Origin of the sequence: Desulfosarcina alkanivorans (assembly GCF_009688945.1) — a bacterium.
Classification (GTDB): domain Bacteria; phylum Desulfobacterota; class Desulfobacteria; order Desulfobacterales; family Desulfosarcinaceae; genus Desulfosarcina; species Desulfosarcina alkanivorans.
Genome location: NZ_AP021874.1, coordinates 3224427 through 3246409, shown reverse-complemented (window position 1 = coordinate 3246409; position 21983 = coordinate 3224427). Strand labels below are relative to the sequence as shown.

At 59.3% G+C, this 21983-nt stretch carries 21 protein-coding genes; 7 read left to right on the top strand and 14 right to left on the bottom strand.

Annotated elements, in window-relative coordinates:
- From DSCA_RS14330 to DSCA_RS14300, 7 genes are all read left to right on the top strand, one after another.
- The gene (locus DSCA_RS14330; RefSeq protein ID WP_155320433.1) at nt 1-741 is read left to right on the top strand and encodes an ABC transporter ATP-binding protein; all 741 of its coding nucleotides are present in this window, start codon (nt 1-3) and stop codon (nt 739-741) included.
- Nucleotides 738-1463: an ABC transporter ATP-binding protein gene (locus DSCA_RS14325; protein WP_155317069.1), complete on the top strand. Its 726-nt coding sequence runs from the start codon at nt 738-740 to the stop codon at nt 1461-1463. The genes DSCA_RS14330 and DSCA_RS14325 overlap by 4 nt, the downstream gene beginning before the upstream one ends.
- A 9-nt stretch (nt 1464-1472) precedes the next feature.
- A complete protein-coding gene (locus DSCA_RS14320) occupies nt 1473-2393 on the top strand; it encodes a branched-chain amino acid ABC transporter permease (protein ID WP_331457168.1) in 921 nt (306 codons plus the stop codon).
- On the top strand, nt 2393-3340 hold the full coding sequence (locus DSCA_RS14315) for a branched-chain amino acid ABC transporter permease (protein ID WP_155317067.1): 948 nt from the start codon (nt 2393-2395) through the stop codon (nt 3338-3340). Before DSCA_RS14320 ends, DSCA_RS14315 begins: the two co-directional genes overlap by 1 nt.
- 4 nt (nt 3341-3344) lie before the next feature.
- Entirely contained in the window at nt 3345-4922 is a 1578-nt protein-coding gene (locus tag DSCA_RS14310) for an amidohydrolase (protein WP_155317066.1), read from the top strand.
- Nucleotides 4916-5281 carry a hypothetical protein gene (locus tag DSCA_RS14305; RefSeq protein ID WP_155317065.1) on the top strand — a complete coding sequence of 122 codons (366 nt, stop codon included), beginning with the start codon at nt 4916-4918 and terminating at the stop codon, nt 5279-5281. The genes DSCA_RS14310 and DSCA_RS14305 overlap by 7 nt, the downstream gene beginning before the upstream one ends.
- A gap of 549 nt (nt 5282-5830) precedes the next feature.
- Nucleotides 5831-6292: a GNAT family N-acetyltransferase gene (locus tag DSCA_RS14300; RefSeq protein WP_155317064.1), complete on the top strand. Its 462-nt coding sequence runs from the start codon at nt 5831-5833 to the stop codon at nt 6290-6292.
- A gap of 68 nt (nt 6293-6360) precedes the next feature.
- Here DSCA_RS14300 and DSCA_RS14295 read toward each other — a convergent pair whose 3' ends face one another.
- The 14 genes from DSCA_RS14295 to DSCA_RS14230 all read right to left on the bottom strand — a co-directional run bounded on the left by DSCA_RS14295 (nt 6361) and on the right by DSCA_RS14230 (nt 21964).
- On the bottom strand, nt 6361-6786 hold the full coding sequence (locus tag DSCA_RS14295; RefSeq protein WP_167527776.1) for a heterodisulfide reductase-related iron-sulfur binding cluster: 426 nt from the start codon (nt 6784-6786) through the stop codon (nt 6361-6363).
- A gap of 90 nt (nt 6787-6876) precedes the next feature.
- Nucleotides 6877-7578 (bottom strand): 4Fe-4S dicluster domain-containing protein, encoded by a 702-nt coding sequence (locus tag DSCA_RS14290; protein ID WP_155317062.1) that lies wholly within the window; start codon nt 7576-7578, stop codon nt 6877-6879.
- Nucleotides 7579-7613: 35 nt separating this feature from the next.
- Nucleotides 7614-9221, bottom strand: coding sequence for a hydrogenase iron-sulfur subunit (locus DSCA_RS14285; protein WP_155317061.1), 1608 nt, complete (start codon nt 9219-9221; stop codon nt 7614-7616).
- Nucleotides 9222-9322: 101 nt separating this feature from the next.
- Nucleotides 9323-10558 (bottom strand): 4Fe-4S binding protein, encoded by a 1236-nt coding sequence (locus tag DSCA_RS14280; protein ID WP_155317060.1) that lies wholly within the window; start codon nt 10556-10558, stop codon nt 9323-9325.
- 49 nt (nt 10559-10607) lie between these two features.
- The gene (locus DSCA_RS14275) at nt 10608-11123 is read right to left on the bottom strand and encodes a PocR ligand-binding domain-containing protein (protein ID WP_155317059.1); all 516 of its coding nucleotides are present in this window, start codon (nt 11121-11123) and stop codon (nt 10608-10610) included.
- Between the two features lie 202 nt (nt 11124-11325).
- The gene (locus DSCA_RS14270) at nt 11326-12390 is read right to left on the bottom strand and encodes a protein-glutamate methylesterase/protein-glutamine glutaminase (protein WP_155317058.1); all 1065 of its coding nucleotides are present in this window, start codon (nt 12388-12390) and stop codon (nt 11326-11328) included.
- A gap of 17 nt (nt 12391-12407) precedes the next feature.
- Entirely contained in the window at nt 12408-12956 is a 549-nt protein-coding gene (locus tag DSCA_RS33210; protein ID WP_155317057.1) for a chemotaxis protein CheD, read from the bottom strand.
- Entirely contained in the window at nt 12956-13780 is an 825-nt protein-coding gene (locus tag DSCA_RS14260; protein ID WP_155317056.1) for a CheR family methyltransferase, read from the bottom strand. The genes DSCA_RS33210 and DSCA_RS14260 overlap by 1 nt, the downstream gene beginning before the upstream one ends.
- Before the next feature lie 78 nt (nt 13781-13858).
- Complete coding sequence (locus DSCA_RS14255) at nt 13859-14497, bottom strand: chemotaxis protein CheW (protein ID WP_231716490.1); 639 nt, start codon at nt 14495-14497, stop codon at nt 13859-13861.
- An 11-nt stretch (nt 14498-14508) separates the two neighbouring features.
- Nucleotides 14509-17118 carry a methyl-accepting chemotaxis protein gene (locus DSCA_RS14250; protein WP_155317055.1) on the bottom strand — a complete coding sequence of 870 codons (2610 nt, stop codon included), beginning with the start codon at nt 17116-17118 and terminating at the stop codon, nt 14509-14511.
- Nucleotides 17119-17145: 27 nt separating this feature from the next.
- Nucleotides 17146-19272, bottom strand: coding sequence for a chemotaxis protein CheA (locus tag DSCA_RS14245; protein ID WP_155317054.1), 2127 nt, complete (start codon nt 19270-19272; stop codon nt 17146-17148).
- A gap of 62 nt (nt 19273-19334) precedes the next feature.
- Complete coding sequence (locus tag DSCA_RS14240; RefSeq protein WP_155317053.1) at nt 19335-19700, bottom strand: response regulator; 366 nt, start codon at nt 19698-19700, stop codon at nt 19335-19337.
- Between the two features lies 1 nt (nt 19701).
- Nucleotides 19702-20046 (bottom strand): STAS domain-containing protein, encoded by a 345-nt coding sequence (locus DSCA_RS14235; protein ID WP_155317052.1) that lies wholly within the window; start codon nt 20044-20046, stop codon nt 19702-19704.
- Between the two features lie 25 nt (nt 20047-20071).
- Nucleotides 20072-21964 (bottom strand): methyl-accepting chemotaxis domain-containing protein, encoded by a 1893-nt coding sequence (locus DSCA_RS14230; protein WP_155317051.1) that lies wholly within the window; start codon nt 21962-21964, stop codon nt 20072-20074.
- Between the last annotated feature and the right edge of the window lie 19 nt (nt 21965-21983).

The following is a 21983-nucleotide window of genomic DNA, read 5'->3' as shown; positions in this document are numbered from 1 at the left end:
ATGATTCTTAAAACAGAAGGCATTTCCAAAGTATTCGGCAAGCTGCAGGCACTTCTCGATGTCGACCTGGAAGTGGAGCAGGGTGAGATTTTCGGCATCGCCGGTCCCAACGGGGCCGGCAAGTCGACCCTTTTCAACGTGATGGCCGGAACCTTTCCGCCGACGGCCGGAAGCATCATCTTTGACGGCCGCGACATCACGGCGCTGAAGTCCCACCAGATCTGCCGGCTGGGGCTTGCCCGGACGTTCCAGGTGCCCCAGACTTTCCCCTCCCTAACGGTCTACGACAATATCCGCGTGGGCGTCACCTTTGGCGGCGGGAGAAAAAGGGGCATAAGGGACCGCATCGCCAGGGCCCTGGATTTTTTGGACCTCAACAGCGTCCGCGACCTGGAGGCCAGCAACCTGGATCTGTACACCACCAAGCTGGTGATGATGGCGGCCTGCCTTGCCACGGAGTGCCGCCTGCTGATGCTTGACGAGCCCCTGGCCGGTCTCTCGGTGACCGAAATCAGCGATTTCCTGCGGGTCGTCCGGCACGTCAACCGGGATGGCGGCACGACCGTGCTGATGATCGAGCACATCCTGGATTCCCTGATCGATATTTCCAACCGCATACTGATTCTGGACAACGGTGAAGTGATCTATAACGGCGACCCCGAAGGGATACGGACGGACCCGCGCGTCATCGACGTCTATCTGGGCGATGGCCAGGTCGTCCTCGAGGAGGATGACCAATGACCCGACCTGCGGCCGATGAGGCCATCCTGACGATCTCCGGCCTTGACAGCTATTACGGGGAACTGCAAGTCCTGCGGCAGGCCGACCTGAGTGTTGCCAGGGCCCAGGTGGTGGCCCTGTTCGGGCCCAACGGGCACGGAAAGTCCACCCTGCTCAAGGCGATTTCCGGGATCAATCCTCCGCGGAAGGGATCGGTTCGCTTCGACGGCGTGGATATCACCGGCCTCGCCAGCGACAAACTCGTGGAGATGGGCCTGGCCTATATTCCGGAAGCCCGCAATATTTTTACGGAGATGACCGTCCTGGAGAACCTGCGGCTGGGAGCCTACAACCGGCGGGCGCGGCCCCGGGTGAACGACAACCTCGAGCTGGTGTTCTCACTGTTCCCCCGGCTCGACGAGCGCAAGGACCAGATGGCCGCGACCCTCTCCGGGGGGGAAAGCCGGATGCTGGCCGTGGGGCGCGGCCTGATGAGCGATGCCAAGCTCCTGCTGATCGACGAGCCCTCCATCGGATTGTCACCGCTGATGAAAAAAACCGTCTTCGGCGCCATCAACCGCATCAAAAAAACCACAGACATCAGCATCATGGTCGTCGAACAGGAGGTGGACTATGCGCTGGCCGTGGCGGACCGGATCTTTCTGTTGAAAAAAGGCGAGGTGGTCATGGAGCGGGGGGCCGGTGAGATCGATAAGTCCGAAATTGAAAAGGCCTATTTCTAAGACGCCAAAATCCTCCATGACAGCACGTACCCGGCTCCAACGAACAAAGAGAGGTGCACCATCAAAGAGCTGATCAACGCTTTTGTCAGCGGGACCATTTCCGGATCCCTATACGCCTGCATGGCATTGGGGCTGACCATCGTCTATGGCGTGACCCACATCTTCAACTTCGGGCATGGCATTGTGGCCGTGTCGGGCGGTTATTTCACCTGGCTGTGCATGAGCCATTTCGGCCTGGGGCTGTTTCCCGCCATCGCGGTTTCCGTGGCGGTCATGTTCGTGATCGGTCTGGTTCTCTACCACGCCACCCTGAGCCCGCTGCTGAAAACCAAGGACTGGGAATTTTCGATCATCATTTTCCTGCTGGGTCTGGGAATCCTCTGGGAAAACCTGCTTCTGCAGGGATTCGGCCCCCGCGTCAAGGACATCCCGCGGTTTCTCGACGGCCGTTTCAAGATGGGATTTGTGCGCATCAACTACCATGAGATCGCCCTGATCGTGATCGTGATCCTGTTTGTCGTCGCCCTCAATTATTTCATCAAAAAAACCTGGTTCGGCCAGGCCATGCGCGCCGTGGCCCAGGATATGGACGGGGCCCGCATCGTGGGCATCAACCTGCAGAGAACGTTCGGACTGGCCTTCGGGCTGGCAACGGCGGTGACCGGCTTTTCCGGCGTCCTGCTGGCAACCAAGTACTACATGACGCCGCACATCGGCTGGGACTGGATGGTCAAGGGGTTTGTGATTGTCGTTTTCGGCGGGCTGGGCAGCGTGACCGGTGCGATTTGTGCCGCCTTTATCCTGGGTCTGGCCGAAGCCGTCATTTCGCTCTACCTCGGCCCCATGTGGGTCTGGCCGATCTGGTTTTTCATGTTCCTGATCATCTTGTTAATCCGGCCCCAGGGCCTGATGGGAGGAAGGACGCTGTAATGGTGCTCAACTGGAAAGTCATCGCCGTGGCACTGGGGCTGGCGGGCATCGCCGCCTACCCCCTGGTTCACGGAAACATGTACATCATGCATATCCTGATTCTCTTTTTCATCTGGTCGGCGGTGGCCTCCAACTGGAACCTGCTGATGGGTGTGGCCGGCATCTCGTCACTGGGCAACATCGGTTTTCTGGCGGTGGGCGGTTACGCGTCGGGCATCCTGGCCAAGTCCCTGGGCTGGTCGCCCTGGGGGTGCATGATTTTAGGCGGTGTGGCCGCCATGGTGATCGTGACCCTGCTCGTGGGACTGCCTGCCCTCAGGCTCAGCGGCATCTACATTGCCCTGCTGTCCCTCATTTTTGCCGACAGCCTGCCGACGGTCCTGACCCAGACCCGCACCATCACCGGCGGGGCCATGGGGCTGCACGATATTCCGCCTTTTTTTGCCGATATCACCCGGGTGCAGGCCTATTATATCGTTTTTGGCTTCTTCCTCCTGATCCACGGGGCGATCTGGTGGATCATCCGCTCGTCCACCGGGCTGGCCTTCGTGGCCCTGCGTGACAGCAAGGCGTTTGCCACCGCCCTGGGGGTCAGCGAGTACAAGGAGAAGATCAAGGTCTTCGTGATGGTTTCCTTCATGACCGGTCTTTGCGGCGGGTTCTATGTCCACTACCTGGGCGACATCTCACCGGCCACCCTGGCCATCGAGCCGTTTCTGCTGGCCATCGCCATGATGGAACTGGGCGGCATCGGCACCTTCATGGGACCGGTGCTCGGCTCGGCCGTGATCGTCTTCGGCAACGAATTCCTGCGGCTGGCCGGCACCCTGCGCCTGGCCATCCTCGGCGGGCTGATCTGTGCCACCATCCTCTTTTTCCCGGGCGGCATCATTCAACTGATCGATTGGATCGACAGAAAACTGACAAGCAGGAAAAAACAGGCGTGACCCCATGAGCGACCGAGAACTCATCATCAATGCCAACATCATCAGCATGGATGGCGGGGATACCCGCAGTACGGCCCTGGCTGTCGAAAATGGCCGCATCGCCGCCGTCGGCATGCAGGAAACGCTGTCGCCCCTCATCGACCGGGGATGGACACCGCTGGACCTGGGTGGGCGGACCGTGCTGCCGGGCTTCATCGACACCCACGAACACCTGATGCTGACCGGGTCCCAGGCGTCGGCCGTCCATCTGGACGATGTCCCCGACATTGCTGCGATCCTGGAACGGATTGCCGACCGGGCCGGGCAGACACCCAAAGGGGAGTGGGTGTTCGGGAGCTACCTGAACGAGCAGGCGCTGGCCCAAAAGGCCATGCCCACCCGGACCGACCTGGATCGTGCGGTCCCGGACCATCCCGTTTTTCTCATGCACGCCACGGTCCACATGTGTGCCCTGAACACCAGGGCGCTGGAGATCATCAAGCCGCCGCTCGACCTGGCCGGGCTCGATCTCGAGGGGGGGCGCCCCACCGGCGTGGTCCGGGATCCGGGCATCCTGACCTTCGTGCACCCGGCCATGGCCGGCATCGTTTCCCCGGAGACCCGGCTTGGATACCTTGACCGGGCGGCCGGCATGGCCCTGGCAAAAGGGATCACGACCCTGCATGCCCTCGACGGCGGAGACCTGGGGCCCGGCGACACCCCCTTTATCTGGCGACACCGCCACCGTCTGCCGGTCCACCTGGTCTGCTACAACCAGTCCATGGATATCGACGAGGTCAAACGTCTGGGACTGCCCCGCATCGGCGGGTGCATCTGCTCGGACGGTGCTTTCGAAGCGCACACGGCCGCCCTGTTCGAACCCTATGCGGACGAACCGGATAACTACGGCGCCCTGACCTATACCCAGGAGGCAATGGATCGCTTTATCCTGGCGGCCCACCGTGAGGGGCTCCAGATCGCGGTGCACTGCGAGTCGGAACGTTCCATCGAACAGGTGCTGTGGGCCATGGAAAAGGCGCTGCGGGCCTTTCCCCGTGAGGATCACCGCCACCGCATCGAACACCTGGAACTGCCGACGTACAACCAGATCGAACGCATGGCCCGGGCGGGCATCATGGCGGCCATGCAGCCGGCCTTCATCCCGGCCTTCATCGGCCAGAAGGACATGGCCACGTATGCGGCCCTGCTGGGCCAATCCCGCCTGGCACGCGTGCACCCCTATCGCACCATTTTGGATGCGGGCATTCCCATCAGCGGCGGATCGGACAGCCCGGTAACCCCTTACAGCCCCCTTGCCGGCATCCAGGCGGCGGTTACCCACCCCAATCCTGAGCAGCGGGTGAGTGTCCGTGAGGCCCTTGAGATGTTCACCGCAACGGCGGCCTGGAGCGCCTTTGAAGAAAGCGAGAAGGGCACCCTGGCACCGGGTCGGCTGGCCGATCTGGTCGTCCTGGAAGACGACCCGTTCCAGGTCCCCGCGGACCGGATCAGGGATATCGGGGTCCACCGTGTCTGTGTTGCGGGTGTCTGGCATGGGTCGGCGAAAGGGGCCGATGGCGGGGAGGACGCAGGCCCATGTTGAAACAGCGGATTTTCAGGCTGGCCGGGTCGGTGCTTTTACCGCTCCTGCTGTCCGCGGCTTGCACCCATGCCTGGGAATGCGCGGAAGATGCAGTCCCCTTTACCCATAAGCCGTCGGACTATTATGGTTCGGGCGAATACTTTACGGTCTGCCCGGAGACGGACGTCCAGATCCGGTGTTACCACTATCACCGCCATTGGGTGTGCGAAAAGGGGGACGTTTACTTCTGGGACCGCAACCTGGACTCCGCCGCCCGCACTGCCTGCGGCTGCCCCCTCCCTGAAGGCGTTGCCCCCGCTTCCCCGGCGGTTTCCGGGACACCGGCCTCTCGTTTCCACGACGTACCCGCACAAGAGTAATCGTCGAGGGATTGGTCATCCCCCGTGATCCGTGCCCACACGCCAAGGCCGGCGCCGGTTTCAGGCCTGATTGTGCCGCAGGCTTCCAACGGCAGTCCAAGCGTCCCGCCGCCCCCCTTCAATCGGTCAGCAGAGATGCCAGTCAATCTCAGCCGGTCACTGGGTTGAAGCCGTCAATGAGTTGAAAAAACCGAACTGTAAGCATTTACAGGGTGCAGTAGATGCGAGGCGTTGGGTATGCAGACGACCGATTGGTACTTCAGGTGCCCGGCAGCGAAGCAGATGCGGTACCCCGTGAACCCCTCTACCCCTAATCCCCTTGACCCCAACTATGAAAATGGGTAACGCTATATCTATCTGCTCTTTTTTACCCTTCCGGGTTTTACAGGTCGAGGCCAGAATCGGCTGCCGATCGGACGGGGCGGGCGATACCTGCGGAAACATGCCGGCACGGGGGGCTTGTTTGCGGGATTGTCGCCCCCCGTGAGCTCCGTTCACCACCTCAATCCCTTCCAGTCGGCGGAGACGGTTACACCCAAAGGAGGCACCATGAACCAGAGCACCATCAGCATCAGACTCATGACGGTTGACGACTTCGACGCCGTGGTGGCGATCGACGCCAAGGTCCTCCAGGCGCCCCGGCCCCGGTATTATGAAATGAAGTTTGAAAAACTGTTCAATTCCAATGACTACCTGCCCACGTCGCTGGTGGCCGAGGATGACGCCAAAACTGTTGTGGGGTTTGTCATGGGAGAGCTCTATATGGGCGAATACGGTATTTTTCAGGAAGAGGCCAGGCTGGATACCATCGGTGTCGATCCCCAATACCGGCATCAGGGCCTGGGTGAGCGGTTGATCAATGAATTCATGGATCACCTGAGACAAATCGGCGTAAAAAAAGTGAACACCCTGGTCGACTGGAATGATTCCAAACTGATCCACTTCTTCAGCGCCAACCGGTTCAGGCCTTCCACAACCATCAACCTGGAACGCAGCTTAGACACAGGTTAACGGCGTCTCCTCAGCGCCGTGAAAACCTGTGGGCGCCTTCACAGATCCAATTCCAGATCGCTGAGACGCTACAACATCAGGCAATCGGCCACCAGTTCCCAGAGGTATTTCACGGTCAGGCCGTCCATGTCATAGGTCGCCTTGATGCTGTTGATCTGGCCGTGGCAGCTGTGGCAGGGCAGGACCAGCATGTGGGCACCGGTTGCGCGGATCTGGTCCATTTTTCGACGGCCGTAGAAAATGCGTTCGTCATTGTATCCCGTGGTCAGGGCGCCGCCACCGCCGCCGCAGCAGATCTGGTGCTGCCGGTCGGGATGCAGATCGACCCAGTCTTCCAGGCACTGGTCCATGATCCACCGGGGTTCGGCAAAATAGCCGTAGCCGAATCGTTTCTGCGCCCGCCGGCCGTAGTTGCAGGGGTCGTGGTAGGTGGCGCGCACATCGAACCGTTGGCGATCCAGGCGGATGCGCCCGCTTTTGATGTATTCGATCAACAGGTCAAACACCGTGACCGTGTTGAATGCTTCCAGGGCTTCGGGAAACCATCGTTGGAGACCATACCTGGTCGCCAGATAGGCGTGCCCTCATTCGGGCCAGAGCAGCGTATCGATCTCCAACCGGCGCATGTTTTCCACGATGCGTCCGGCCATGGTCCGTATGGCGTCGTCGTTGCCGGTAAAATAGCCCCAGCTGGTGCCTTCCCAGTTGTCCGAGGCCACGGTCCAGTCTTCACCGGCAACATGGAAGATTTTCCACCAGGGCTTTAGGTCTTCGGTGTGGGTGTTCACCAGTTTGTTGTGGACGGTGGTGAGCAAGCGTGCGCCTTTTCGGTCGATGGGAACGGTAAAGCCGTCGAAGCCCGGTTCTTCGGCGATCTCTTCGCCCACATCTTCCAGGATGAAGATAAAGTCCTCCTTGGGCAGACGCAGGTTGTTGCCGGTTTCCAGGGCGGCGGCGAGACCTTTTTGCAGAATGCCCGGCACCTGCCGGCCGTCGCGCAGCGAGCGGACGCGCCGGGTGATATCGGCGATGTCGATTCCCATGGGGCAACTCTGCTCGCACTTGCCGCACATGGTGCAGATCCAGGGCCAGCGGGATCGGGCCACCTCGTCCACCATACCCAGCGAGACCATGCGCACCATCTTTCGGGGGTCGTAATCGTCCACCCCGGCCACCGGGCAGGCACTGGCGCACATGGCGCATGTCAGGCATACATCCTGTTCATGGGCCCATTGGCTGCAGCAGGCGGGGTTCAGATCTTCAAGGCGAACCGGTTCGTCGGCCATCGTGTTTTTTCCTCGGTTGGTTGTTTTCCCTTCGTTCAGCAGGCGTCGAGTGCCCGGATCCGTTCTGCAAACCCATTGATCATGGCGACGAATTCGGTGCCCATGTTGGCCGCCACGGAGGTGACATACAGTCGATCTCCCTCGATCCCGGCCGCCGTCAGTTGATCCCCGGTCGCCTGGGCCCGCCGGCGGGCCACCCGGTTTCCGGTGTCCGACTGGCAGTTGTCCGTGTGGCAGGTGCAGAGCATCACGCCGCGGGCGCCGGCCTCAAAGGCCGTCAAGAGGTGACGGCTGGAAATGCAGCCTCCGCAGGGGACCTCGACAAACCGGACACCGGACGGCAGGGGCTGGCCCGACAGACGGGCCAAGGCACGGGCCTGACCGGTCGAGCGGGCGCAGCCGAACACCATTACCTGCAGATGGTCTCCTTTTTCACCTGAGCTCCGGGTCGGCTTTCGGATGCAGTTTTTTATTTTTGCGCCGATCTGCACCCCTTCCATGTGGATGGCACGGGCCGGACAGCCCGCCATGCAGATGCCGCAGCGCTGGCACGCCGCGGAGACCACCGACATGTGCGGCCCGATCTCAATGGCCTTGTGGGGGCACAGCCGGTGGCAGGTCAGGCAGCGGGCGCAGCGGCCGCGATGGATTTCCATTCCTGGCAGGGTGTCGGCACCCAGATCCTTCAGGAAGGCCAGCACGTTCAGTGCGACCTGGTCGGCATCGGCCATCTGCTCGTCCGCGGACAGGGCGCCCCGTGAACCGCCGGCCGTAAAAATGCCGCGCCGGTTGGTGGCGTTGCTCAGCCGGCGGACATTGTCACTCTGGGCAAACCCGATGCCGTCCTGTCTGATCTCAAGCCGTCGGGCCAGTTCCTCCAGGCGCGGGTGCGGCCCGATGGTTTCGTCCACCACGATCCGGTCGGTTTCCAGTTGAAACGGCGCTCGGGTCAGCTCATCCGGACAGTCGATTTTAAAATGGCCGTCCGCCAGCGTTTGAACCGTTGGAAATCGCCGGGTGAATTTGAGAAAAATGGTGCCCGAACGCTTGGCCGCCTCGACCAGCCCTTCCGCACCCCTGGCGGCCACCTTGAGGTTGCCGGTCATGAAATACGTACTCGTCCGGGAGTGCTGTTGCAACTGGAGGCATGCCGCCAGCATCCGCCTGGCGACCGCCGGATGGCTGTCATTTTCCCATCCGCAAAAAAAGGCGACCCGCGTGCCGCCCCCCGGACGGTCCGCTGCCGGCAAATCTCCCCGTGTTTCTTCCAGCTGGGAGATGGACATCACCCGCGAACCGGGTTTCAATCCATAGGGCGCATAGGCGGGGGCGTGATGCGGGTCCTCGGCCAGGACAATGGCCGGTGCCTTGCGATAGAGAAAGGTCTCCCGCTGCCTGAGTTTCAGTTCGAAATTCCCTGCAAATCCCCGGCAGGCGGTCAGCTCGACACCGCGCAGCCATTGGGCTCCGACACCCTGACCCCTCAGTGGGGGGGCGTCCGCGCCGGACGCCAGGCAGGCACTGATGCCGTGCCCGCAAAGATTGCGGGCAATTTTTTGTGCGCAGACGCCGCTGCCGAAAATGATCACCTCCTGAGGCGGGGAAGCGGGATTCCTGATCGCGGATGTCGTTTTTTCGGCCATGTCGATAAGTTCTCACCCGAATGCGTATGGCAATTTTCCCGGCAGGTATGGATGGTACCGGCTTGAACCCGGGTGCCATGCTTTCGATTCTGAAAGTAAGTTCACGCGCTCAAATACCGAATCATGTCATAAACCGTCTTTTCGGCACTGCCCACACTTTCGGCAATGGTCATGGGGCCAGTGGCCGCGCCGGCGGAAAAGATGCCTGCCGGCTGCCCCCTGCTGCCATTCGGCGGCAGGAACCCGCTTTCATCCAGGGGCCAGTCCAGTGTGCGGGACACATGTCCATGGTCCCCTGGCGGAAGCAGTCCCACCGACAGCACCACGAGCTCAAAGCGGGCTTCTTTCGACCTGTTGGTTTCCGGGTCGAAGTAGACGACTTCCAGTTCGTCCGTGTCGGTTCTCATGATATCGCCGGGGATGGCCCGGACCATTTCGATGTTTTCGCGGGCACTGCCATAAAAGCACGGGAAGTCTTTCCCGAAGGTCTGCACATCGATATAAAAGAAGGTGATCCCCACCCCTTTGCGGCGGGATTGAATCAGTCGCGCCATCCTCAGGGACGATCCGCAGCATATTTTGGAACACCCGGGCTGGCCCGACCGGGCGTCCCGGCTGCCCACGCATTGGACAAAGGCGATGCGTCCGGCCGGCCGACCGTCCGACGGCCGGACCATCACCGGCTGGTCGCGCAGCAGGCGCTCCGCATCCAGGCTGGTGATGACGTTCTGAAACCGTCCATAGCCATATGGCTTGGGGCTCGGGTTGTAGGGGGCAAACCCTGTTGCCAAGAGCAGGGCGTCCGTTTTCAGCCGACCCGGCTGCGCCCGGGAGGACAGGCGGATGGCACCCTGGGGGCAGGCATCCCGGCACAGGGTGCAGGCGGCATTGTCGAAGTAACGGCACAGATCCCGGCGAATGGCCACGTAAGGGCCGACACGCGGGGCCCGGCCCTGGAGAATGGCACCGGGGACCGGGCATTTTTGCAAACAGAGACCGCACCCGTTGCACCGGTCGGCATTCACCAGCGGGGAATGGATTCGATAATCGACCTGGAAGGGACCCCGACCGCTGATGGTGTCAATCTGGGCACCGGTATGGATCTCGATATGAGGATGCCGGGCGGCACGAAGCAGCCGGTCTTCAGCCATACATGCGCCGCATTTGACGCAGGCATCGGTGGCCTTGCAATTGAGCTGGACGGCGTGGCCGCCGAGAAAGGGCGTTTTCTCGACCAGCGTTACCTGCACCCCCTGTCCGGCCAGCAGGCCGGCAGCCGTCAACCCGGCCACACCGGCGCCGATGACGGTCGCGTGTTTGTGGTCAATGTTCAACAATTCTCACCACCTTCCCCGCAGGTTGCGGCAGCCTCGGCCATCATCCGGTTCAGGGCGGCGGGCCCTGGTATGCCTTCACGATCTGCGCCACCTGCTCCTCGATGAACCGGCAGGCGGTGCGGGCGTCCTGCATGGACAGGGACGGCACGTCTGATGCCAGTTCCTCCAGGGTTGCTTCTTCCATTCCGGTAATCTTGCCCACGAGGAAGGTATCGACCTCCCCATCCTCCAGCAGCCGGCCGCAACCCGATACGGTACCGACAAATTCCTCATGGACGAAAATCGGTACCGCCATTTTGAGCATTCCGGCATCACATTCTTCGATCGCCGGCTTGCCCGTCGCCTGGGCCATATTGGCGATATTCATGTGGGCGGTGGCACAGATGAAACTCTGCCCCTTGGGGTTGGCCTTGATCTGCGGGCATAACCGATTGGGCCACACTGCGGGCGGGATGAGGCGAATGCCCTCGATACTGAATGCGCCGGCGTTCAGGCCGGATCGGCTGCGAATCTCGTCTTCCAGGGATTTCCACGTTTCAAGCGGACAAAGGTCCAGCAGTTCCATGGCAGATCTCCTATCGCTCGTGGCGTTGAATGTGAGGATCAGAGGATGATTCGGTCACGCAGTATAGACGGATCCGGATAAAAGTGCAAGGTTGGAATTTTGGGTAACAATTTGGAGTTGTTCGCTATTTGTGAGTTATGGGCCAAAAATTCCTGTGGTTGGGCAACCGGTGCGCATCTATCTCGAGAGCGCCGGGAACCGTTCAGCTGCACGCGCTCAGCACACGCGCTGAGATGGCCCCAAGGGGCAGCACCTTGTCTGCCGCCCCCCGTTTTATTGCCTCCTGGGGCATGCCGAACACCACCGAGGTGGCTTCGTCCTGGGCAATGGTGAATGCACCGGCCTGCTTCATTTCCAGCAATCCCTGGGCACCGTCGTCACCCATGCCGGTCAGGATAACGCCCACGGCGTTTTTGCCTGCATAGCGCGCCGCCGAGCGAAAGAGAACGTCTACCGAGGGCCGATGCCGGCTGACCAGGGGCCCCTCCTTGACCGCTGTGTAATAGCGGGCGCCGCTTCGTTTGAGCAATACATGACGGTTGCCGGGAGCGATCAGCACCCGGCCGCGAACCACCGTGTCGTTGTCGGCCGCTTCCTTGACCGCCACCCGGCAGAGGCCGTCCAGCCGCCGGGCAAAGGCGGTGGTAAATTTTTCGGGCATGTGCTGTACAATGACCATTCCCGGGGCATCAGCCGGCAGGGCCTGCAGCAGAACCCGCAAGGCCTCGGTTCCGCCGGTGGAGGCCCCGACGAGCACCACCTTCTCGGTGGTATGGATCATGGCCTTTGAGGTGGGTTTGGCCAGAACCGCATCGGCGGTGAGTTTGGGCGCCACCATGGACACGGTGGGAAGGCGGTTCAATTTTACCTGACTGGCGGCTTTGACCGCATCGCAGATATGCACCTTCGACTCTTCCAGGAACTGCCGGGTTCCCATCCTCGGTTTCTGAATGATTTCAGCCGCGCCATACTCCAGGGCCTTGAGGGCCGTATCGGACCCCGCAGCGGTCAGGCTGGAGCAGATGACCACCGGAATCGGTTTCTGGCTCATGATTTTCTGGAGAAACGTAATCCCGTCCATTCTGGGCATCTCTACGTCCAGGGTGATCACATCCGGGATTTCATGCTGAATTTTTTCGGCCGCACAATAAGGGTCGGAAGCCGTGGCCATGACCTCGATCTGCGGGTCCGAACACAGAATTGCCCTGAGGGTCTGCCGGACGACGGCGGAGTCATCGACGATAAGGACGCTGATTTTTTTTTTCATGGTTCCTTTACCCCGGGTTATCTATGCCTTGCGGAAGTGATTCGTCCCAATTCGCCCGATCCATTACGATTGAGAATTGGTTTCACCATGACCACCCCCGTATGGGTGTAAAAAAAGAGCTTGCGGCCGTATTTTCCGCCAACCTCCGCGACCTTGAGGTGCAATCCTTCCGAGGCGATGGCCTGCATGGCCGCTTCGATATTCTGGCGGCCTACCGGGATCTGGAACTGGTGCTTCTGTCCGGCGGGGAACATGTCGGCTCCCCCGAACAGCTTGGCCTCGAGCTGGCGGGGCTGAATTCCATAGCGGCGCATTCTCGCAACCATTATCGGGATGACCTCATCGACATACTTGAACGGTTTCCCGGATTCTTCCCCGCAGCCTGATTTTTGCTTCCCTCTCGGTAGCAGCGCATGACAGATGGCAGCCGTCCGGGTGGTCGGATGAAACAGGGTGACCGTAATGCACGAACCCAACACCGTTGTGACCCTGGCCGGCCTTTGCGCAAAACACAATTCGGCCGAATTCAAATATACAACGGGCAGGCCACCTTCCGGTGCTGACATTATATTTTCCTGTAAACCGTGGGCGCCACGGGGGACAGCGGCACCTTGAGGCCGTTCAAGGTTTCCGAGTGCCCCATGAAGATATAGCCTCCCCGGGTGAGGCAGCGGCACAGGTGGTTGAGCACCTTTTCCTGGGTGGGACGGTCAAAATAGATGATGACATTGCGGCAGAAAATAATATCCATGGTCTCCCGCAGCCCGTAATCGGCGGTCATGAAATTGAGTTGCCGAAAGCGCACCAGGGACCTTAATTCCGGAACGATGCGCACCAGTTTTCTGGATCTGTCCCTGCTTCGCATCAGGTATTTTTTTTTATAGGCCATGGAGACGGGGGCTGCTTTTTCCTGAGCGTAAACGGCCCGCTTCACTTTATCGAGCATCCGGGTTGAAATGTCGGTGGCCAGGATGGAAAAGCGAAAATCCGGGGCAATTGCCCTGAATTCGCTCAAGACCATGGCCAGGGTATAGGGCTCTTCACCGCTGGAGCAGCCCGCGCTCCATATCCGGGCAGCCCGCTGCACCCCGATGCCGCGGGAACGGATCAATTGAGGCAGTGCCGTTTGAACCAGGTAATCAAAGTGCTTGGGCTCGCGAAAAAAATCGGTCTTGTTGGTGGTAATCACATCGACCATGGGGGCCAGTTCCGTCTGCATGCCTTCAGGACTGAATACATAGTCATAGTATTCATCAAACGTTTTTTTGCCTGACAGGCGCAGCCGCTTCTGCAGACGGGACTGCAGCATGGTTTTTTTCTTGTCGGGCATCTTGATGCCCAGTTCGGTCTCCACATAGGCGCTGAAACGCGCATATGTCCTGTCAGACATGAGACCATCGGTGGTTGGATCGTGATTGCCACCCCGCATGTACGTTACCTCGCGACGGTTTCAGGACCTCGTCCTGATTTAAGCGGAAACAGCATCCGCCTCCGAGCGGATCTCCCCGCCGGCTGTTTCCACCAGCGCCAGTTCATCGGAGGAGAATACCCTGTCGATGTCCAGCAGGATGAGAAACTGATCATCCTGCTTGCCGATGCCTTTGATGAACTCAGCGCGCCAGCGCATGCCCATCCTGGGTGGCGGCTCGATCTGCTGCGGCGCCAGTTCCAGTACCTCATGCACCGAATCGGCCAGCGCGCCCAGAATGAGGGTCTCACCGTCAATGGAAAGCTCCATCACGATGATGCGGGTATCCAGTGTGTTTTCGGTTTTGGGCATGCCGAACTTCAAACGCAGGTCAATCACCGGCACCACGCTGCCGCGCACGTTGATCACCCCCCGCATAAACTCGGCCACCCGCGGCACCTTGGTGATGTTGACCAGGTCCAGAACCTCCCGCACCTTGGCCACGTCCAGGGCGAAGATTTCGTCTTCCAGTTTAAAGGTGAGATACAAAGCGGTTTCTGTTATCGCCGTCGTTGTCATTGGTTGCTGTCCTTGCTGATTCGAGATGATGTTTTTTCCGCCGCGCAGGCCTTCCCTTCCGGTGGATGGAAACCACCGCGGCGCACTCTGGCGGTCGGTATCGCACGGGTGACGTTCCATGCGTTCATTTCCTAATACCTTTCAAACTCGGCATCGAAGGCATCCGGATTTCCCGGGAGGCTTTCGTCCATTTTTATCGTGTAGCCGGCGTGTTTACCGGATTTTCCGGCACTATCCGCCGCACCATGATCTTCCCAGGGCGCATTTTCCCGCAACTCGATCCAATCGCTGCCGTGTCGATTATTTGCAATATGGTCAGCAGATTTGCCGCGTGGTTCCAGCCGACTGGTCCTGGCAGCAGCGGTTTCCCGCTCGGTTGCGTCAATCTGAAAAAAGGCGATGGTGGTTTGCAGCTGTTCCGACTGGCCCGAAAGTTCCTCAGAGGTTGAGGCCATTTCTTCCGAGGCGGATGCATTTTGCTGGATGACCTGATCGAGCTGTTGAATGGCCTTGTTGATCTGCTCGGCGCCCATGGTCTGCTCGCTGCTGGCCGCGCTGATCTCCTGGACCAGCTCGGCGGTTTTCTGGATATCGGGAACCAGTTTGGCCAGCATTTCGCCGGCGCCTGCAGCCACTTCCACGCTGGCGCCCGACAGCCTGCTGATCTCGGCGGCGGCGGTCTGGCTGCGTTCGGCCAGCTTGCGCACCTCGGAAGCCACCACGGCAAAGCCCTTGCCATGCTCGCCGGCCCGGGCGGCCTCGATGGCGGCATTGAGCGCCAGCAGGTCCGTCTGGCGGGCGATTTCTTCGATGATGGCGATTTTCTCGGCAATGTTTTTCATGGCTGCCACCGTCTCGGAAACGGCTTTTCCACCGGTGCGGGCATCTTCTGCGGATTTTGCCGCTATTTTTTCAGTCTGCAGGGCATTGTCGGCGCTCTGCTTGATGTTGGCAGCCATCTGCTCCATGGAAGAAGCGGCCTCTTCGGCGGCGGCCGCCTGTTCGGTGGCGCCCTGGGACATCTGCTCCGATGATGCGCTCAGTTCCTGACTGCCGGAGGCGACATTGTTCGACGCCTGTTTCACATCCTGCACAATGGCACGCAGTTTTTCGAGCATTGTCGCAAGCGATTTGCCCAGCGTATCTTTATCTGAAAGTATTTTCGCATCGACGTTTAAATTGCCCATGGCAATCTGTTCGGCAACCGCAACCGTATCTTTGAGATTGGCCACCATTTGGTTCATGGATGCCATTAACCGGCCGACTTCGTCAGTCTGATCCAAATCCATCCTTACGGATAGATCTCCTTGGGAAATGGCCTCGGCAAAAACGACGCCTTTGAGCATGGGTCCAACGATTCCACGAGCGAGAACCACGGCCAGCAGCGCTCCCATGGCGACGGCTATCGACCCGATGATCATCACCGCCAAGCGGGTATTTACGGTTGACTCGAGCATTTGTTCATCGGTCATGACATGGCGTTTGGCTTCCGCGCGCAGCTCGGCAAGCAACGCCTGGGTCGTACCCAGTGCAGGCATGGTTTTTTGGGCGTAAACCTGCTTGGCCTGCCGAACGCCCTTTAGCAGACGCTCTGCTTCGACTTTGACCGCTTCAAGTGCAACTGCGGTTTGGTTCATACTTGGCAGGGTCTGGCTGCGATAGATCGATTTGGCGGCTTCCTGGGACTGCACGCATTTTTCTTCGGCACGAACGGCGCGCTGGAAATGCATGCTTAGATCTTCCAACGCGACGAGGGTCCGGGTGGTGAATAGGTGTTCGGCCCGGGCTCTGTTGCCCGCGTTGAGGGCATTTTCTATCTCCCTTGCCGAATCGTGTAACCTCTGATGCGGCTCAACGGAAGCCTTCAGCGCTTTCTGCAGGGCCGGGAACGATTTCATATAAGCCGCCGCCTGATCGGACGCCAGGAACTTGCCGAATGCACACAAGCGTGGATCCATTTGGACATCCAGGGCTTTTTTGCCTTCAATCAGCGCTGCGGACACCTTGGCGACCCAGCGGCGGTGGTCGTCCAGACGATCCTTGAGTAATGCCAGCAGTCCTGGATGCACCGGTTCATACGCCTTTTGGATAGCCACTGCACTTTGATGCAATTTTGCATGTGGTTCCTTTAATGCGTCTACCAGACGGACCAGTTCCTCCTGGTTGGCTATACTTTTTTGGGCCTCGGCACTGTATAGCCATTTTCCCAGGCTGCACTCATGATCGTTGGTCTGGATCACAAGTTCAGGCAGGTTTTTTATAAAGAGCGCATCGATTTTGGCCACCCATTTAAGATGATCGGCCTCTTTCGCGGCCAGAAAGCCGGGCAGGGTCTCATCCGCCGGATGAAAGGAATTGCCGATGGCAATGGCGGACTGGTGCAACTCGTGGTGCGGCTTTTCGATTTTCTTGAGCAATGGCGCCAGCTCCGGCACCATATTTTCGGCTTCTCTACGCTTTTCGCTATATAGCCATTTGCCAAAGGCACATTCGTGGTCATTGGTCTCAACATCAAGCGTCGTTTTGTTTTCATCCACCAGAAGTGCGTTGACCGCATTGGCCCAATTGAGATGGTCTACTTCTTTTTGGGCCAGCAGGCCGTCTAATTGATTTCCTTCGATGACATTGACGATCCCGCTGATACCAAATATCGACCAGCCGCCGACAATTACCATCAGGGTCAGGATGGCGCCGATCACGATACCCAATTTGTGCTTCAACTTGATGTTTTTCCATTTCATGATTTTTTTTCTCTCAATCTTCTTTTATTAGGCCGCTATCTGTTCTTCCGTTTCAACGGCGTATGCAAGCCGTTGAATGTCTAAAATCAGCGCCACGGTTCCGTCCCCCAGAATCGTCGCTCCCGAGATCCCCTGCACGTCCTGGTAGACCCTGCTCAGGGTCTTGATCACCGTCTGATGCTGGCCGATCACATGGTCCACGGCGAAACCGATTTTTTCACCATTGATTTCGGCCACCACAACCTGCTGGTTGTCCGGCGGCTCCCCCTCGACTGCAAAGATCTCGCGCAAGCTCAGGTAGGAGATGATATTTCCCCTGAAATTCATCATTTTGCGCTCCCGGGCCTTGTCTGCCGCATGACGGGAAAACTCCGTACACTCCTCCACGGATGCGAGCGGGAACACATAGGCATCGTCAGCTATCTTTACCAACAGGCCGTCAATGATGGCCAGGGTCAGCGGCAGTCTCAACGTGATGGTGGTGCCGGCGCCTTTGCGGCTGCTGATATCGATGGACCCGCGCAGGGCTTCGATGCTGCGTTTGACCACATCCATGCCTACGCCCCGGCCGGATACGCTGGTGACGGCTTCGGCCGTGGAGAATCCGGGGGCAAATATCAGCTGGAAGATTTCATTTTCCGTCAGGTCGGCATCGGGCGTGATCAGTTCCCTGGCAACGGCCTTTTTTCGAATCGCCTGCGGGTCGAGTCCGGCGCCGTCATCGCTGATCTGAATCAACACATCGCCGCCGGAGTGAACGGCAGAAAGATGAACCGTGCCCTGAACGGGTTTACCGGACGCCTCCCTGGCGGCCGGTACTTCGATGCCGTGGTCGATGCTGTTGCGGATAATATGGACCAGGGGGTCGTTCAATTGTTCGATCACGGTTTTGTCCAGTTCGGTCTCTTCGCCTGCCGTTGTCAGAATAACGTTTTTGTCCAGGTCCCTGGAGAGATCACGCACCAGACGCTTGAATGTGCTGAACGTGGTTCCGATGGGCAGCATGCGGATGCTCATGGTGTTGTCGCGCAGCTCGGCGGTGAGGCGCTCCACCTCTTCGGCGATGGCCAAAAGGTCGCACTCGTTGTCCTGGGCGGCTTTCTGGCTGAGACGCGCCTGGACCGTCACCAGCTCGCCCACCAGGTTTACCAGGGCATCGAGTTTGTCCGCCGCCACCCGGATGCTGGAGCCGGCGGCCTTTTCCCTGCGTCTGTCGCGCACCTGACGGACATGGTGCTGCTCGGCCAGGGCGGCGGTCACTACCCCCCCGTCAAGGATCTCTTTCTCCACGAGCAGTTCGCCGATGGGTTTTTGCTCCCGGAGGACCGCCACCAGATCGCCAGTCGATAAATCGCCCCGCTCGACCAGGATTTCACCCAGCCGTTTGTAATCGGCGTCACTGCCAGGCCCGCGTCCGTCATCGACTACATCGATGCGAAGCTCACAGTCATCTTCCACGAAGATGAACACGTCTTTGATGGCATCGATTCCCTGGCTGCTGGTAAGAATGATATCCCAATAGACATGGCAGGCCTCGGGGGCCAAATCCGCCAATTCCGGTATGGCGTCGGTCTGGGCCACCACGGTGCTGTCGCCCAGTTCGCGCAATTCGTTCAACAGCAGGATGGGGTTGGTCCCGCTGGCAAAGATATCGGCCTCCGGGCGAAAGCGAATGCGGTAGGTGGCATGGGCAGCCTTGCCCGTCTCAGGCGGAGCATTCAGCGGACCTGTGACACCCTCCGGGATGCCACCGGGTTGGTCGGGCTCCGGAAGGCCGGCATCAACTATCAACGACCGGAACGCGCTGATGATCGCCTCACCGTTTGAGGCATCGGCTGTGTTTTCACCCTCGCTGGCATCCAGCATCGCCTGGATCTGGTCCCGGGCAGACAGCGACAGGTTCACCATTTCTTTGCTGACGGCGATTTCTCCTCCGCGCACCCGGTCAAATATGGTTTCAATTTCGTGGGTGAAGGCGGCGATATCGTCAAAGCCGAACATCGCCCCCGAACCTTTAATGGTGTGCATGGCTCGAAACACTCGCCCGATCAGTTCGCTGTCGTCCGGGGTTTCCTCGAGTTCCAGCAACGCGTTCTCCAGTTCAGCAAGAAGCTCCCGGGCTTCTTCGCGATATGCCTGTCTTTGGTTTTCCATAAGAATTATCCTGCTTTTTTTCGCAATCGGTCCCCTTTTCCAGACCCCCACCCGGCCACCGGCTATCCCAGAACTTTTTTGACCACCTTGAGCAGTTGTTCCGGCTTGAAAGGCTTTACGATCCAGCCGGTGGCGCCGGCGGCTTTGCCTTCCTGCTTTTTGGAAGCCTGGGATTCGGTGGTCAGCAACACGATGGGCACAAATTTGAATGCGGCATCGGATCTCAGATGACGAATCAGTTCAATCCCGTCCATGTTGGGCATGTTCAGGTCGGTAATCACCATGTTCACCGGTGAAGCCTTCACTTTCGACAGGGCATCCTTGCCGTCCACGGCCTCCATCACCTCATAGCCCGCCCCCTTCAGGGTAAATGCAACCATCTGCCGAACGCTGGCGGAGTCATCCACCGTCATGATTCGTTTTCCCATATTAATTCAGCTCTCCTGTCCAAAAACAGTTTTTATCGGGGCTCCTGACACAGCCCACATGGCGTGCATATCCCGCTGCCTGTACCACTTTCCGGAACACATCCGAATCCGACGGGTTGAATGTAATCTGTTTATTTGATCCAAGTGCGCTGCGGTGCACCGCGCAGAGAAGCTGCAGGCAAGACAGATCGACATCGGTCACGTGATCCACGTTAATGGCAACGGTGTCTGATTGCTCCAGTGAATGGATCAAGGCCAGCCTCAGCTCTTTCGCCTGAACAATCGTTAACTCACCCGTCAGGGTCAGTTCTCCATAATCCCCCGATGGGGCCATCTTAAAATGCATCACGTACTCCCTGAATGGTTCTCCATTAAAAAAGTTCTACGTTATCTCCCAGATTATCCGCCTGGCAGGGCGGTTCATCTGAAAAAAGTTCACAATTGCCTTCGTCATCTTCCTGGTTATCAGAATCCGGCTCGGTGGTATGACCCGGAGCCGGCCCGCCGTCGATCATCTGCGCGTGAATGTCGCGTTCCTGCTGCATGGTGTATCTGGCAACCAGCTTGCCGGCTGCCACCGGCGACGTTCCATCCGACGGCAACGCCCAGGGGATCAATATTTGCCGGGCCTCTTCCAACCGGTTCAGATGGGCGGTCAGTGAGGTGATCAACTCCGGAAAAAAGGTCAGGTTGCCGCTGGTCCTGAGAATGGCGGATTGCAGCGCTTCCGCATCCTGAAATATCTGGGCTGATGCAGCGCCAAACTGCCGATAGGCAGCGTCGATCTCTTCAATGCCCACGGTCATCTTAATCTGTGCGTTGTCGCCGGCGGGCACTGCGGAGGCCTCCGGCGATTGGCGGGTGTGCATCTTTCGGGTGGCGCCGGTTATGGATTCCAGTATCTGCTGAACCTGGTCCACAAACTCCCGTGACTGATCCGACAAACTGCACATCTCCTGTGAGAGCGAATGAAGGGTTCTTCCCTTGCTGCCCAGACGGTTGGCCGCCAGAATGGCGTTTATGGCCTTGATGTCGATTTCAAGGCTGATGGCGAGAACATCGCTGGTGAAACTTGAGAGGCCGGCGGCGATTTGGGTGGCCTGCGTCGCCGCCGATTGCATCTGGCCCAGCAGACTGTCCGCCCGCACCATGACCTGGGCAAGATCAGCCAGGGCCGTGTTGAGGGTTCCGATGGGGTCCTCCGCGGTGGCTTCAAAAACCTGGCCGGCCGCCTCATCCCTGGATGATACGCCGGCCAGACAACTGGCCAGGCGGCCAACTTCGGCGCCCATCTCTTCAAAGGCGCCGCGACTGTTTTGATGAACCTCGTCCACTTCGGCGATGAGATGTTTCAACTGCTGCGTCTGAAGGGCCACGATGGCATGCGCCACGCCGAATCGTTCCGTCTCGCAGCATACGGAATCGCCGTCGGCCGGCTTTTCGACAATTAAACCGGCCACATCACCAAGGCCCTCGGCAATATGCGCGATGCGTTGATGCATGCTGTCATGCAGCTGGATGCCCATCACAATTTCACCCACCTGCCGGGAAATTTCCCTGGAGTGGATACCGGCCGCTTCCAGGGCCCCGAGTGTATCCGCGGTGAGGGTCTGGATGTTGGCGACCGCCGTCTGAAGGGACCGCCCGGCCGCATCAGCAAGTCCGTCCAGCTGCTCGAGTCCATGGGCAATCCGGCCACCGGCGGAAAATTGGCCGGATTTGGCGGCCTGGACATCCTCAAAGATGCTGCGCGTCAAATCAACGACCCTGCCGGAAAGCACCCTGATTTCCCGGGCCACCACCCCGAAGGTCTCACGGGATTCATGGGACCGGGAACTTTCTACACCGATATTGAGGGCCAGTATCCTGAAAAATTTGCCGATCTTGACACCCATGTCGCATATGCCGTCTGCCGCGTGAAGATGATCGGCCACCGCGGAGATCTGGTCCAGGTCACCTGCGACGTAAGTCTGGCAGTTCTTCAGCTCCGCAAGGGATTGCCTGGCCAGTTTGTCTACTTTGGAAAGCACGCCGTCGTCTGTGTTCCCGGCAATGCGCTGGACGGCGGAAAGCGTCTGCTGTGCCAGGGTGTCGGCTGCCGAATAAATCGATTGCAGCTGCCGGCCGATGTCGACGAAATCAGGCCCGACGTTGCTGCTGGTGGCTGTCAGCGCTTCAGCCAAGGTCGACAGCGCTGCCGGCAGGTCATGCGCTGCGCTCACGGTTCGGGAACACGCGGGATTGTCTGTGCTTTCGTCATGCATGGGAAAACCAGTCAGTTTT

Bases quoted from the DNA above. Each gene is read 5' to 3' on its own strand.
- DSCA_RS14290 (WP_155317062.1), bottom strand. From the start codon at position 7,578: ATGGCCGACGAACCGGTTCGCCTTGAAGATCTGAACCCCGCCTGCTGC.
- DSCA_RS14255 (WP_231716490.1), bottom strand. From the start codon at position 14,497: ATGGAACGTCACCCGTGCGATACCGACCGCCAGAGTGCGCCGCGGTGG.
- DSCA_RS14300 (WP_155317064.1), top strand. From the start codon at position 5,831: ATGAACCAGAGCACCATCAGCATCAGACTCATGACGGTTGACGACTTC.
- DSCA_RS14275 (WP_155317059.1), bottom strand. From the start codon at position 11,123: ATGGAACTGCTGGACCTTTGTCCGCTTGAAACGTGGAAATCCCTGGAA.
- DSCA_RS14315 (WP_155317067.1), top strand. From the start codon at position 2,393: ATGGTGCTCAACTGGAAAGTCATCGCCGTGGCACTGGGGCTGGCGGGC.
- DSCA_RS14230 (WP_155317051.1), bottom strand. From the start codon at position 21,964: ATGCATGACGAAAGCACAGACAATCCCGCGTGTTCCCGAACCGTGAGC.
- DSCA_RS14260 (WP_155317056.1), bottom strand. From the start codon at position 13,780: ATGTCTGACAGGACATATGCGCGTTTCAGCGCCTATGTGGAGACCGAA.
- DSCA_RS14305 (WP_155317065.1), top strand. From the start codon at position 4,916: ATGTTGAAACAGCGGATTTTCAGGCTGGCCGGGTCGGTGCTTTTACCG.
- DSCA_RS14330 (WP_155320433.1), top strand. From the start codon at position 1: ATGATTCTTAAAACAGAAGGCATTTCCAAAGTATTCGGCAAGCTGCAG.
- DSCA_RS14270 (WP_155317058.1), bottom strand. From the start codon at position 12,390: ATGAAAAAAAAAATCAGCGTCCTTATCGTCGATGACTCCGCCGTCGTC.
- DSCA_RS14250 (WP_155317055.1), bottom strand. From the start codon at position 17,118: ATGAAATGGAAAAACATCAAGTTGAAGCACAAATTGGGTATCGTGATC.
- DSCA_RS14240 (WP_155317053.1), bottom strand. From the start codon at position 19,700: ATGGGAAAACGAATCATGACGGTGGATGACTCCGCCAGCGTTCGGCAG.
- DSCA_RS33210 (WP_155317057.1), bottom strand. From the start codon at position 12,956: ATGTCAGCACCGGAAGGTGGCCTGCCCGTTGTATATTTGAATTCGGCC.
- DSCA_RS14235 (WP_155317052.1), bottom strand. From the start codon at position 20,046: ATGCATTTTAAGATGGCCCCATCGGGGGATTATGGAGAACTGACCCTG.
- DSCA_RS14310 (WP_155317066.1), top strand. From the start codon at position 3,345: ATGAGCGACCGAGAACTCATCATCAATGCCAACATCATCAGCATGGAT.
- DSCA_RS14245 (WP_155317054.1), bottom strand. From the start codon at position 19,272: ATGGAAAACCAAAGACAGGCATATCGCGAAGAAGCCCGGGAGCTTCTT.
- DSCA_RS14325 (WP_155317069.1), top strand. From the start codon at position 738: ATGACCCGACCTGCGGCCGATGAGGCCATCCTGACGATCTCCGGCCTT.
- DSCA_RS14285 (WP_155317061.1), bottom strand. From the start codon at position 9,221: ATGGCCGAAAAAACGACATCCGCGATCAGGAATCCCGCTTCCCCGCCT.